The organism is Flavobacterium sp. LC2016-13, assembly GCF_009707955.1.
Taxonomy (GTDB): domain Bacteria; phylum Bacteroidota; class Bacteroidia; order Flavobacteriales; family Flavobacteriaceae; genus Flavobacterium.
Genome location: NZ_WMDQ01000006.1, coordinates 162,262 through 176,060, shown reverse-complemented (window position 1 = coordinate 176,060; position 13,799 = coordinate 162,262). Strand labels below are relative to the sequence as shown.

At 33.4% G+C, this 13,799-nt stretch carries 12 protein-coding genes; 7 read left to right on the top strand and 5 right to left on the bottom strand.

Features of this window, described 5'->3' with window-relative positions; all coding sequences use genetic code 11:
• Window positions 1-4 precede the first annotated feature (4 nt).
• A complete protein-coding gene (locus GKZ86_RS14150) occupies window positions 5-673 on the top strand; it encodes a hypothetical protein (protein WP_154783732.1) in 669 nt (222 codons plus the stop codon).
• 174 nt (window positions 674-847) lie between these two features.
• Here the strand turns inward: GKZ86_RS14150 and purE are convergent, their stop codons facing one another.
• Window positions 848-1,333, bottom strand: a complete 486-nt coding sequence (purE, locus tag GKZ86_RS14145; RefSeq protein ID WP_154783731.1) for a 5-(carboxyamino)imidazole ribonucleotide mutase — start codon at window positions 1,331-1,333, stop codon at window positions 848-850.
• A gap of 84 nt (window positions 1,334-1,417) precedes the next feature.
• The gene (locus tag GKZ86_RS14140) at window positions 1,418-2,572 is read right to left on the bottom strand and encodes a 5-(carboxyamino)imidazole ribonucleotide synthase (RefSeq protein WP_154783730.1); all 1,155 of its coding nucleotides are present in this window, start codon (window positions 2,570-2,572) and stop codon (window positions 1,418-1,420) included.
• A gap of 211 nt (window positions 2,573-2,783) precedes the next feature.
• On the opposite strand from GKZ86_RS14140, the gene GKZ86_RS14135 reads away from it, so the two are divergent.
• Entirely contained in the window at window positions 2,784-3,842 is a 1,059-nt protein-coding gene (locus GKZ86_RS14135) for an AraC family transcriptional regulator (RefSeq protein ID WP_154783729.1), read from the top strand.
• 17 nt (window positions 3,843-3,859) lie between these two features.
• Window positions 3,860-4,921, top strand: coding sequence for an AraC family transcriptional regulator (locus tag GKZ86_RS14130; RefSeq protein WP_154783728.1), 1,062 nt, complete (start codon window positions 3,860-3,862; stop codon window positions 4,919-4,921).
• A gap of 679 nt (window positions 4,922-5,600) precedes the next feature.
• Here the strand turns inward: GKZ86_RS14130 and GKZ86_RS14125 are convergent.
• The 3 genes from GKZ86_RS14125 to GKZ86_RS14115 all read right to left on the bottom strand — a co-directional run bounded on the left by GKZ86_RS14125 (window position 5,601) and on the right by GKZ86_RS14115 (window position 9,749).
• On the bottom strand, window positions 5,601-6,152 hold the full coding sequence (locus tag GKZ86_RS14125; protein WP_194632534.1) for a hypothetical protein: 552 nt from the start codon (window positions 6,150-6,152) through the stop codon (window positions 5,601-5,603).
• 30 nt (window positions 6,153-6,182) lie between these two features.
• Window positions 6,183-8,225 carry a TonB-dependent receptor gene (locus GKZ86_RS14120; RefSeq protein WP_228526593.1) on the bottom strand — a complete coding sequence of 681 codons (2,043 nt, stop codon included), beginning with the start codon at window positions 8,223-8,225 and terminating at the stop codon, window positions 6,183-6,185.
• Between the two features lie 249 nt (window positions 8,226-8,474).
• Window positions 8,475-9,749 carry a sorbosone dehydrogenase family protein gene (locus GKZ86_RS14115; protein WP_154783725.1) on the bottom strand — a complete coding sequence of 425 codons (1,275 nt, stop codon included), beginning with the start codon at window positions 9,747-9,749 and terminating at the stop codon, window positions 8,475-8,477.
• A 208-nt stretch (window positions 9,750-9,957) separates the two neighbouring features.
• Here GKZ86_RS14115 and hpt point away from each other — a divergent pair, with 208 nt between their 5' ends.
• The 4 genes from hpt to obgE all read left to right on the top strand — a co-directional run bounded on the left by hpt (window position 9,958) and on the right by obgE (window position 13,744).
• Entirely contained in the window at window positions 9,958-10,488 is a 531-nt protein-coding gene (hpt, locus tag GKZ86_RS25460) for a hypoxanthine phosphoribosyltransferase (protein ID WP_228526592.1), read from the top strand.
• A 78-nt stretch (window positions 10,489-10,566) separates the two neighbouring features.
• Window positions 10,567-11,139, top strand: coding sequence for an adenylate kinase (locus GKZ86_RS25455; RefSeq protein WP_228526591.1), 573 nt, complete (start codon window positions 10,567-10,569; stop codon window positions 11,137-11,139).
• Between the two features lie 221 nt (window positions 11,140-11,360).
• Entirely contained in the window at window positions 11,361-12,635 is a 1,275-nt protein-coding gene (locus GKZ86_RS14105) for a hemolysin family protein (RefSeq protein ID WP_154783724.1), read from the top strand.
• Between the two features lie 107 nt (window positions 12,636-12,742).
• A complete protein-coding gene (obgE, locus tag GKZ86_RS14100; protein WP_154783723.1) occupies window positions 12,743-13,744 on the top strand; it encodes a GTPase ObgE in 1,002 nt (333 codons plus the stop codon).
• The last annotated feature ends 55 nt before the right edge of the window (window positions 13,745-13,799 follow it).

Here is a 13,799-nt window from a genome sequence, read left to right as displayed (position 1 = left end):
AAGAATGAACTACCAAATTGTAATAAAGAGAATTGATACGGTTAATGAAGTAGAAGGATATTGGTCTGATGAAGATTTTGTTCAGTTATTAGAAAAATTCAATTATCCGGATGGTGCAACTGCGGATAAAAGTAGTTTGCCGGAGTTATTAGAAATGGCAATTTCCGATTACGAACCTAATGAAGCGGCCGAAATAGTATTGAAATATAAATTTCCTGATAGATTAAGCGACGGGCAAATAGAACAAGTAGCGCACAATATGTTAATTGATAAAGTGTGTGAGGAATATCCCGAAATAGATATGCAAGGCACTTTGTTCCATATTAATCAATTGCTTTTTAAAGCTTATAATGGCAAATTCCCAAATGCGAAAGCTTCTGTTGTTTATTTTTCATTAACACCAACGGACGGTGAACCACAAAAGCTAACTGCTGAAAACGTACTGAAATTATTGGATAATGGTTTGTCTGACAGAAATCTTATCAAAAGATTGTTTGAAAATCAAATATCTCATAACATTCCGTTTCCCGAAGCCGAAGGTATTATTTGGCAATTGACAACAGAAGATGATATAAATTATAATCTTGTCACTTCAGAAAATTGGATAAATAAAGAAGATATAACTGAATATGAATTTGAGTCTGTTCTGGAGGAAATTGAAGATGAAGTGTAATTTCATAACAGATCTTTTGAACAACAAAGGCTTCGCGTAATGTGAAGCCTTTCTGTTTGTATTTTTATCCTGCAAGGTTTTCAAAACCTTGTAGGTATTTGGATTTATAAAGTTCAATTAATACTTTAAAACACCTACAAGGTTTTGAAAACCTTGCAGGAATTGAGAAATGCTTTATTTCTTTAAACCTTCAGCAGCTTTATTAACCGCCGCTTTCAATTCTTCTTTATAAGAGATAATAGTTTCAAGCACTTTTTTATCATGGCTCCCGATGATTTGTGCTGCTAAAATTCCGGCATTTTTGGCTCCGTTTAAAGCTACAGTTGCCACAGGAACTCCGCCCGGCATTTGCAGAATCGATAATACAGAATCCCAGCCATCGATAGAATTACTTGATTTTACAGGAACGCCAATTACAGGAAGCGGCGACATCGAAGCCACCATTCCAGGTAAATGTGCTGCACCGCCCGCACCGGCAATAATTACCGAAATCCCGCGAGTATGTGCATTTTTACTGAAATCGAATAATTTTTCCGGCGTTCTATGTGCCGAAACGATATCTACTTCAACTTCAATATTAAATTGTTTTAATATGTCGATGGCATCCTGCATAACTGGCATGTCTGAAATGCTTCCCATTATAATGGCTACTTTGCTCATGTTTTGTATTTAAAGATTATATGATTGAAAGATTTAAAAATTATTACATTAATCTTTAAATTTTTCAATCTTTAAGTTTTTTAATTATTGTGAAATCACTTTAATAGTATTCTTAACTTCCTCGGCAATGCGTCTAGCTTCCTGCATATTTTCATTTACGATGGTAACGTGACCCATTTTTCTGAACGGACGTGTTTGTTTTTTACCATAAATATGTGGCGTAACACCATTCCATCCTAAAATAGTTTCTATGTTTTCGTAAACTACATCTCCGGAAAAACCTTCGGCACCAACTAAATTTACCATAACTCCGGCAACTTTACTATCTGTATTTCCTAACGGAAGATCTAATATTGCGCGTAAATGATTTTCGAATTGCGATGTATAACTTGCTTCAATAGAATAATGACCTGAATTGTGTGGGCGAGGAGCAACTTCGTTAACCAAAATTTCATCTTCGTTAGTTTGAAACATTTCAACCGCTAAAAGACCAACATGGTTAAATTTCTCCGAAACATTCAAAGCAATCGCTCTGGCTTTTTCGGCTACTTTTTCATCGATTCTTGCAGGACAAATTACATATTCAACCTGATTTGCTTCAGGATGAAATTCCATTTCTACAACCGGATACGTTTTAATTTCTCCAGATGGATTTCTTACCACAATTACCGCCAATTCGTTTTTAAACGGAACCATCGTTTCTGCAATACATTCTACATTTGGTAAATCATCCATATCAGAAATCTGGCGAATTACTTTTACACCATTTCCGTCATAACCAAATTCAGTACATTTCCATACAAACGGAATCGTAATTTCATTATTTCCAACTGATTTTTGCAAATGCAACGGACTTTCAAAACGTAAATAAGCTGCCGTTGGAATATTACTTTCAGTATAAAAATCTTTTTGAGTTCCTTTATTCTGAATTCCTTTTAAGGTTTTTGGAGAAGGATATACTTTTACGCCTTCGTTTTCTAATTGTGTTAAAGCTTCAAGATTAACCAATTCGATTTCAAAAGTTAGAACATCAACTTGTTTTCCAAAATTGTAAACCGTTTCATAATCCATCAAATCGCCTTTAAAGAATTTATTACAGGCAATTTTACTCGGAGCTTCGTCACTCGGATCTAAAACATAAGTTTGTATATCAAATTTTCGGGTGTCAAACAACAGCATTTTACCTAATTGCCCGCCGCCTAATATTCCTAATTTAAAATCAGAAGAAAAATAATTCATTGTAGTTGTGTTTCTGCAAAGATAATTGATAAAATAGAAATGCCAATTTATTGTATGTCGAATTGCTGTTTTTTCAAATTTCATAAACAAAAAAAATAATTATTTAAAACTGTAATTATTTTTAAACATCCGACTTATAATTTTTGGTTTGTTTGCCCGAATTTACTACGTTTGATGCTGATCTTCAACCACGACAGCTATAATAAACGCCATGAACACAAACAATTGGACACAACATATTCAGAAGTTTCTTTTTCTTTTAAAAGATGGCTTTTTCGAATTGCCTTATTTGTCTAATTCTCCTCAGGTAATGTTGGATGGACTTATTAAGCTGCCAATTGTAAAACATAATCCGGTACAACAAGTAATTGTTTCTGATAACGCGCTTTGGAAAGGCACAATGCGCTACCGAACGATTGAAGATGGTTTTTGGATTTTGGAAACAAATTTGTCATTGAACGAAAATATAGTAGCAAAGGCAAATTATACACAAGATCATGTTAAGGATTATTATATTTTATCTTTTTCTGTTTTTGAATATCGATTTCCGGTTAAAGGTTCTGAAGATATTGTTTTACTGAGTACTTGTTGGACATTTTATAAACCGGATACTGAAACTGCAACCTATTTTTATAAAGGAACCGAAGGCAAGTTTTTTAATATTGCCATGAACAAGCAATGGGTTGATAAAAATCTCAAATCAGATAAATTTTGTAAAAAAGGTGTTCTTGAACGTTTTTTTAATTCACAAAAAGGATTTTATACCTGGCTTGATATTGCTCCCAAAGCGCATGTTTTATCAAAAAAAATATCGAAAATTATGGAGGCAGAGAATCAAATTCATTTGAATAATGCCGAATTAAGAAAAAATACAATGAAACTGATTACGGAATTTTTTAATAATGCTTTTGAGGACAGCCGTATTGAAGATAATATTTCGTTAAGTAATTTAGACTATTATAATGTGGCAAAGGCCGAGAAAATAATTTTGCATAATTTGCAATCGGCTTTTTTAGGAATAGAGCTAATCGCATCTGAGGTTAATACTTCTCCAACAAAATTAAAGAACAATTTCAAAACCGTATTCGGGTTTTCGATGTTACAATATCATAAAGAAAAAAACATGCTTTTAGCGAAACAGCTCCTTCAAAATTCTGAAATTGAAGTTAAGATTATTGCGATGATAACTGGTTTTGAAAGTGCCAGTAAATTTACTGCAGCGTTTAAAAAACGTTTTGGGGAATTACCTTCTATCTTTAGAGAAAATTAAATTTTGAACTTGATGATATGAATGTAGGAAAGTGGATTAAATTTATAAAAGAGAATGTAAATTTTTATAGAGACGGTTTTTTCGAATTGCCGTATTTGTCCAATTCTCCTCAGGTAATTGTAAAAAGTATCGTAAATTCTCCATCAGTAAAACATGTTGAAGAAGAACAGGCTGTTTACAGAAACAATCCTTTTTCTAAAGGTGTAATGCGATACCGTGAAATCGAAGAAGGTTTTTGGGTTATCGTGACCAATATTACTTTTAAGAAAAACGTAATGCTTAAAGCCATTTACGACGAAGATTTTCCCATAGATTATTATACGCTTACTTTTTCTGTTTTTGAGAGTGAAGTAAAACTACAAAATACATTTGCCGATAAAACGCCTTTTTCGAGCAAATATTGGGGTTTTAAAAGACCTGGAACAGAAGTTGGCGCTTATTTTTATAAAGGATCTGAATGCGAATTTTATCTTTTTGCTTTTAGTAAAGAATGGGCAGAACGCAATTTTTCTTTTGAAACGCTTCCGGAAGATAATCAGATTAAAAAATTCCTCAATTCTGATAAAGGATTTATTACCTATCAGGATATTGTGCCAAATGCTGTAGTATTGTCTAAGGAAATCTCGGTTATTTTAGAAAATAATAAACAAGATCTTTTAAGCAAATCACTTTTAAAAACACAGGCATTTCAACTAATTTCTACTTTTTTTAAAAATGCTTTTTTAGATCAGCGTATTGGAAATTATACACTTACAGAAACTCCTGATTACAGAAAAATTGCAAAAGCTGAAAAATTGATTTTGGATACTATAGCAAGTCCATTTTTGGGTGTAGAATATATTGCTGAAAAAGTTGGAATGTCGCCCACAAAACTCAAACTAACTTTCAAATTAGTTCATGGTGTTTCGATGATGCAATTTCATAAAGAGAAGAAATTACTTCTCGCCATGCAGATGATTCAAAACACCGATATGCAGATAAAAAATATCGCTTTGGCAACGGGTTATAAAAGTTCTAGCAAGTTTACGGCAAATTTTAAAAAGCGTTTTGGAAAAATGCCTTCTGAAACCAGGCTTTAAGCGCTGTAAAATTCTTTCTTTTTTGCAGTTTTTGCTTTCTCAGGTATATTTTTTTATTTATTAAATCGTTTTAGTAAAAATAATTACTTGTTTGATTTTCAGTGATTTATTTTTTTTAAAGAAATCCATTACTTACACTTATTTTTTCTGAAATTTAGTTGGTCGTTTCGGGCTATCGATGTGTCCGAATGGGCTATTCGTGATTTTGATTTCAATATATTTTTGTTATGTAATCCTAAAGAAACACGTATGGTATAAAACTACGCTACACCGCGAATTGGTTTCGCATTTTTAAAAAACATCGCATCAAATTTGCGCATTAAAAAAATGGCAAATAGAGTATCACCCTTTCTGTCCCAAGAATTTGAATACTTAACGAGCAAAAAATTAAAAAAGTTATTCTGCTGTTGCACAGTACTATTCGTGCAAGAATAACTGATTTAAGAATTAGTAAGCACTTATTTTTAGCAATGTTTGCCAACAAAGTATTGGTAAAACTTATGGTAAGCACAAAAAATTGAACGAATTTTTTTTTCGTTTTAAATTTTAATATCCCCCAATAATTAGGATTTTAAAACGAAGATTAGTTTTATTTTTTATTGAGTAGTAAAAAAAAGAGGGCATAGCCTACAGCTGCCCTCTTTTTTGATTTTATAAATATCCTGAAAAATATAAATAGTTATTTTATTTTCTTCAAAACTTCTTTTGCAACAGCTTTATATGCTGCCGAATGATCTGCATAATCTTTGTTTAAAATAATCTGCAGTTCAGGATGAATCCAATCGTAATGATTTCCTAAAATATATAAGGTTCTGATAGAATAAGCTTTTGTTGCAACTTTAACATCATTTATCAGCCAGTCAAAAGATGCTTCAATGCAGTTTTGAAGATTATCTTCAGAAAGCAAAATGCCATTTTCGTCCTTCTTATAATGTGATTTTATTAAAAGTTGTGTCACTTTTGCAATTGGTCGAATGGCACTTTCATCTTTTAAGTTTTTAAGATTAGTACAAAAAAAGTCAAGATGAGGTTGTAGCCAGATTAACTCTTCATAAGATACAAATTCTAAAATCCAGCAAGCTTTATGATGGTTTTTATCAGATGCAGAAAAGCAAATCGAAACCAGTTCATCAAATAAAGATGAATTCTCCAGGATTTCCTGTGCAATTTTTGTCCTGTTTTCTCTGTAAGCAGTTACATAGTTTAGTTTTTTCTGTAGCTCAGCGTACATTTTTTTTGAATTTGGTTTTAAAATCAGCATCTAAAATAAATAATTTAGTGAAACGCTTCCGTAATAATTTATCGGAAGTCCGGGATAATAATAGCGTGGAGCAGCATTTCCAACGCCAACCGCATTAGGTAAAATCAACGAAGCATATTTTTCATTCGTTGCATTATTTATCCCAAATGCAAATTGAGTATTTAAGCGAGGTAAAATTTCAAAACCATAACCTGTTTTAAAATTGATAATGTTATAAGAATCGGAATAAGCCGAATTTGCATCATTCATGGGTATTTTATCTACAAATTGATAATCAGCAGAAAAATAAACTCCTAAACTTGTATTTAAAATAAGTCCGGCATTTACTTTATTTGCAGGAACTCCGGTTAATTTATTTCCCGAAAAATCATTTCCATTATCAACAAACTCTTTAAATTCATATTTTCCTAAAGATGATGCAATGTAAGAATTTATAGCAATAAACCGATTAATTTGCCAGTTGTGTTTTAAAGTAATTTCAATCCCTTCATGCAATGTTTTACCAGCATTTACTCCTTCATATTGATCATCACCAATTCTTTTTGCAACCAATAAATCTTTTATCTCCATTCTGTAAACCGCAAATTCTGTGTAAAGTTTTTTATTAAAAAAATAGAATTTTCCGCCAACTTCAAGATTATATCCATTTTCAGGTTTGATATCAGGATTTATAGTTCCGTCACTTTTCAGAGTTTCCTCCGTTGCCGGCATCGAAAATCCACGGCTTGCAGAAAAATAGAGCGTCTGTTCAGTATTTGGTTTAAACAACAAAGAAAGTTGAGGTGAAAAAACACCATCATAATTATATTTTTCAACAGAAGTTTTATTCGGAATATCATTTTCAATTTCAAAATGAGTCTGATTGTAATTTAATCCTGCCTGAAACTCTAATTTCTCTGAAAATAAAGTTCTGATTTGAGAGAAGATATTATAAAAATGTCTTTTTTGATTGGTCGCCGTAAGCTGATCGCCCTGTAAACTTCCCAAACCATTATTTTGAAGATATAAATTTTCAAAAGTATTTCCGTTATAATTATCACTGAAATATTCAGCGCCAACAATGAATTTCGTTTCTGTTTTTCTAATTTTAAAATTCCCGGAATACTGCGTTCTTGCTCCGGCAGCAAAAGTATATTGGCGCAAAATGTCAAAAGGTCTTGGCTCATTACTATCCTTATAATTGATGAAAACCGAAGTCGAATTGCTTAAATTATCATCAATTTTATAATCATAAGCAAGTCCGCCCAAAGACGATTTGTATTCCTTAAATCCTTTTGAAGCAACCCAGGTTGGAGCGCCCGATTTCGGATTGTTTTCATAAGCCGTTTTGTTGATAGAACTCGGAATAAAAGCTTTTAAATAAGTGTAATTTGAGAAATAAGTAAGTTTACTGTTTTGCTTTTTAAACAATTCTCCCGCAAGCGTTATTCCTTCTCTGTTGTAAGCACTATTTTCTCGCCAGCCATCTGTTTTTAGATTATGATAACTTAAATTCAGGCTTCCGCTTTTTTCATTCAGGCTATAATTTAAACTGTTTTTTAGCAAACCAAAAGAACCAAAAACAGCACTTATTCCGGCAGCTTGTCCGTCATGTTTTGAAAGTTGAGGCGAAATTAAAATAGCACCGCCCAATCCCGCACCATAAACACTCGAAAGCGGACCTTTTATAATTTCAATCTGGCCCATATTCTCCAAATCAATATCATCAATAACCGTTTCGCTATTTCCTGAAGTCAACGGAATACTGCCATAAAAAGCTCTTATTTTATTAGTTCCATACGGAGTTCTCGCGCCAATACCACGAATCGAAATTCGGGTTGTTGTAAAATTAGAAGACTGCATAAACACACCCGAAAGCGTATTAAGAACCGTGCTTATATCTGTCTTATTATTTTGTTGAAGATCATTTTTTGATAAAACACCAATTGCCGCCGGAGTTGTCTGCAACCGATTATCAATATGAAATGAGCTAATTACAACTTCTTCAAGTTTTTCTGTTTTGAGAGAATCAATAGGTTTGTCTTCTTTTTCTTGAGCTGCCATATTTTGGAAAAGGCAAAACACAAGAAAGAGAAAACAATATTTTTTTAAAATCATAAAAGAGTTTTTTGAGCAGTTTTAGGCGTGATTAAACACAATCTTGTGTCATTTCGACGGAGGAGAAATCACACTCGGGATTCGACAAAGATTAGCGATTTAGATTGCGGAGTTTCTAGTGCGATTTCTCCTTCGTCGAAATGACAAAAATGACTAAAGCTTTCTGTTCTCTGCGTTAAAATTTGAATTTGTAATTTACTTATTCGCAGTAACCTTCCAAATCGTATTTCCGCTATCATCATTTACCAAAAGTGATCCGTCATTCATAACCGTTACCGCGACAGGTCGGCCATAAACTTCAGCTTTTGCTTCATCAGCAACAAAACCCGTTAAAAAATCTTCAGGTTTTCCAGAAGGTTTTCCGTTTGCAAACGGCACAAAAATAACTTTATAGCCCGATATTTTTGCACGGTTCCAGGAACCATGTTGCCCAACAAAAGCACCGTTTTTATATTTAGCAGGAAAAGCATCTTTAGTATAAAAAGCCAAACCTAAAGAAGCCGTATGAGCACCAACAGAAACATCAGGAACAATAGCTTTTGCCACTAAATCTTTTCGTGCACCTTTTAATCTTGGGTCAGGAATATTTCCATAATATGAATATGGCCATCCGTAAAAACCATCTTTTTTTACACTCGTAATATAATCCGGAACCAAATCATCTCCCAATTCATCACGTTCGTTAACCGCAGTCCAAAGTTCCTTATTTGCCGGATTCCAATCCATCCCAACCGGATTTCTAATACCCGAAGCATAAACCTTTTCGCCAGTTCCGTCAGGATTAATTTCCAGGATAGCAGCGCGACGAACTTCTTTATCCATACCATTTTCACCAACATTACTTCCGGAACCAACAGAAACATAAATTTTAGTTCCGTCAGCATTTGCAATTAAATTTCTCGTCCAGTGATTGTTGTAACCTCCGGCAGGAAGTTCAAGGATTTTTTCTCCTTTGGTTTCTAATTTCAAAGGATTGTTTTTATATGGATATTTGTATAAACCATCCGTATTGGCAATATAGAAAAAGTCTTTAAGAACAAGCATTCCAAAAGGTTTATTCAGGTCTTTTATAAAAACTTCGCGAGTTTCAAATTTCCCGTCTTTATCTTTATCACGAAGAACCGTAATCTGGTTTTTACTGGTTCTTGTTCCGCTTTCCACCACAAAAATATCGTTGTTTGGTGCGATATAAGTCCAACGCGGATTTTCGAAACCGTCAGCAAATTTAGTTACCGTAAAACCTTCCGGGGCTTTTGGCGTTTTGCCTTCCGGCCAGCCAATAACTTTGCTATTATTAGTTTTAGATTCAGTTGCATACGGTGGAGGTAAAGTAATATCGCCAACAGCCGTTTTTACAATATTAGCAGGTTGTTTTGCCAAAGCCTCTTTTTCTTCTTTTTTTACCTGCCCTGTGCAGGCAGTCACTAATATTAAGAATGATGCCGAAAGTAATTGTATGGTTGTCTTCATTTTTGATTTGGGTTAAATGTTTTAAAAACAACAATTTAATAAAATTAGAAATAGTGACAAGAAACGATTTGTAATTATTAACTGATATTTAACATTGTTAAAATAAAATATACTGCGACTATAAAAAAATGTATGCAGACGCTATTTTTGATACTGACAGTTTGGTTGTAATTCTGTATCTTTGCGCATTATTTTAAATATAAAAATAATGATACAACTTCACGATAAACAATTTGTTCCGTTTATTTCGGCTAAAGAAATTGATTTTGCTTTAACAAAAATAGTTGCACAAGTAGAAGATGATTTTGCAGACGAAACCCCAATTTTTATTGGTGTTTTAAATGGAGCATTTATGGTCGTTGCTGATTTTCTGAAAAAATATAAAAGCCCTTGCGAGGTTTCATTTATCAAAATGGCATCTTACGAAGGAACTGAAAGTACAAATTCGGTTAAAGAATTAATTGGAATAAATCAGGATTTATCTGGCAGAAGCGTTGTTATTATTGAAGATATTGTAGACACAGGAAATACTATTGAAGAATTAAAGCATCTTTTTAAAGAGCAAAACGTAAAGCACTTTAAAATTGCGACTTTGTTTTTTAAACCTGAAGCCTATAAAAAAGATATTAAAATAGATTATATCGGGATCAGGATTCCAAATAAGTTCATTGTTGGTTACGGTTTAGACTACGATGGTTTAGGAAGAAATTTGACCGAAGTATATAAATTAGCAGAATAATATTAAACAAAACACAACTATATATTCATTTTAAACTTCTTTCATAAAAAGTTAGAAGTCACAACACTCACTCATATTATGATTAACATTGTTTTATTTGGAAAGCCAGGAGCAGGAAAAGGAACTCAGGCAGAATTTTTAAAAGAAAAGTACAAATTAACACATCTTTCGACAGGAGATATTTTTCGTTTTAATTTAAAAAATGATACAGATTTAGGTAAAAGAGCAAGAGTTTTTATGGACAATGGAGAATTGGTTCCTTGCGAAGTTACTACTGCAATGTTAATAGATGAAGTAAATAAACATCCGGATACAGAAGGTTTTTTGTTCGACGGATACCCAAGAACTTTAGATCAGGCAGAAGCTTTAGATAAGTTTTTACCAACAATAGGTTCAAGCGTTACCGCTACAATCGCGTTAGAAGCTGATGACGAAATCTTGGTTGCACGATTATTAGAAAGAGGAAAAACAAGTGGTAGAGTTGATGATCAGGACGAAGAAAAAATTCGTGTAAGATATCAGGAATACAACGAAAAAACAGCGCCATTAATAGGATATTATAAAGCGCAAAATAAATTTTATGCCGTAAATGGTATAGGAACAATTGAAGAAATTACAGAAAGATTAACGTCAGTTATAGATAATTTGTAGAAGCTAATCCAGCTGTCGTTTCATCCCGAAGTTTCGGGACGCTAAAAAAACTATTTTTCTAACCATAAAGCGAGCTTATCCGGATGCTTTCGGAGCCGACTCTTTTCTGGCAAGAAAAATTAGTTTTTTTAGCTCCGGGCTTCTGACATCTGGGCTGCAAATACAAATTCAGATTACCCAAATATATTAACGAACCAAACTAATAACGAATCTACTAAACATTGGAAATACTAATAATATTTTTTCTAATACTATTAAACGGAGTTTTTTCTATGTCTGAAATTGCATTGATTTCGGCCAGAAAAAACAGACTGGAAACAGCAGCAAAAAAAGGAAACAAAAGTGCCAAAACTGCGCTCGATTTAGCCAATTCTCCAAACAAGTTTTTATCAACCGTACAAATCGGGATTACTTTAATCGGAATTTTGACGGGTATTTATAGCGGTGATAAAATCACGGTAGATGTTGAGACTTTTGTAAGCGGATTTGCAATTTTAAAACCTTATGCACATTCAGTTGCCGTAGGAATTGTGGTTGTGGTTTTAACGTTTTTCTCTTTAGTTCTAGGAGAATTATTGCCAAAACGTATCGGATTAAATTATCCGGAAGCAATTGCAAAAGCTGTGGCGCTGCCAATGAAAATTATTTCTATAATAACGGCGCCTTTTATTTGGATGCTGACAACTTCAACTGATTTTTTATTGAATGTTTTGCAAATAAAACCTTCAGCTGACGGTAAAGTTACCGAAGAAGAAATTAAAGCGATCATTAAAGAAGGAACAGAAGGCGGAGAAGTACAGGAAATAGAACAAGATATCGTAGAGCGTGTTTTTCATATTGGAGACAGAAAAGTAAACTCGTTAATGACACACCGAAAATCGGTAGATATGTTGCCTTTAAATGCAGATAAAGCCAAAATAAAAGAATTGGTTTTAATGGATTTACATACCGTTTATCCGGTTTACAGCGACAACTATGATGATATCGTGGGTATCGTAACATTAAAAAATATATTTGCCAACATCGAAAGTGATCATTTCGATTTATCAGCAATAATGACAGATCCTCCATATTTAATGGAGCAGACAACGGCTTATAAGGCGTTGGAAAATTTTAAAAGAACAGGTGTTCATTACGCATTGGTTTCAGATGAATATGGTGTTTTTCAAGGTATAATTACCTTAAATGATATTCTTGAAGCTTTGGTTGGTGATGCATCTGATTTTTATAAAGATGAATTTCAGCTTATCGAAAGAGAAGATGGTTCATGGATGGTAGACGGACATTATTCATTGCACGATTTCCTAACTTATTTTGAGTTAGATGAATTGACAAACGACTACGAAGTAAATACCGTAAGCGGAATGATTATGACCGAGCTTTCTCATATTCCAAAAGAAGGAGAAAAGCTTATCTGGCAAAAATTTGTATTAGAAGTCCTGGATATGGACGGCGTAAAGATTGATAAAGTGTTGGTAAAAACGCTTAAAGAGTAAGAGAATTTGTTTCAGGTTTTATTATGTTTCAGGTTTCAGGTTAAGTGCGTTGCACCAACTTGAAACCTGAAACTTTAAACTTTAAACTATACATAAACAAAAAGAAAATGACAGAAGGAAATTTTGTAGATTATGTTAAGATTTATGTTTCTTCCGGTAAGGGAGGAAAAGGATCTACACATTTACATAGGGAGAAATTTATTGAAAAAGGAGGCCCGGACGGAGGTGATGGTGGTCGCGGTGGACACGTATATTTGGTAGGAAATAAAGGTTTATGGACATTATTTCATTTAAAATTTGCTCGTCACATTAAAGCCGGTTACGGCGGAGATGGAGGAGGAGACCGTAGTACAGGTGCTGACGGGGAAGATAAATTTATCGAAGTACCTTTAGGAACCGTAGTAAAAGATAAAGAAACCGGAGAAACGTTATTTGAAATTACGGAAGATGGTGAAAAAAGAATTCTTTCAAAAGGTGGAAAAGGTGGTTTAGGAAACTGGCACTTTAGAAGCTCAACCAATCAAACACCAAGATATGCGCAACCAGGTTTACCGGGTGTAGAAATGGATGTTATTCTGGAATTGAAAGTTCTGGCAGATGTTGGTTTAGTAGGTTTTCCTAATGCAGGAAAATCAACGTTGTTGTCTGTATTGACTTCGGCAAAACCAAAAATTGCAGATTATCCTTTTACAACCTTAAAACCAAACTTAGGAATTGTGGCTTACAGAGATTATCAATCTTTTGTAATTGCCGATATTCCGGGTATTATTGAAGGGGCTGCAGAAGGAAAAGGTTTAGGACATTATTTTCTTCGCCATATCGAACGTAACTCAACTTTACTGTTTTTAGTTCCCGTTGATACGCCTGATATTAAAGGAGAATATGATATTTTGGTTAATGAGTTAACAAAGTATAATCCTGAAATGCTTGACAAAGAGCGTTTATTAGTAATCTCAAAATGCGATATGCTTGATGATGAACTTAAAGCTGAATTGAAAGTAGAATTAGACGTTGCCTTCAAGGATATTCCATATATGTTTATTTCATCTGTTGCACAACAAGGTTTGACAGATCTAAAAGATAAACTTTGGAAAATGTTGAATGATTAAAAATCTTCTTATTTTAAAATAATAAACCCGACAATTATTAATTGTCGGGTTTTTA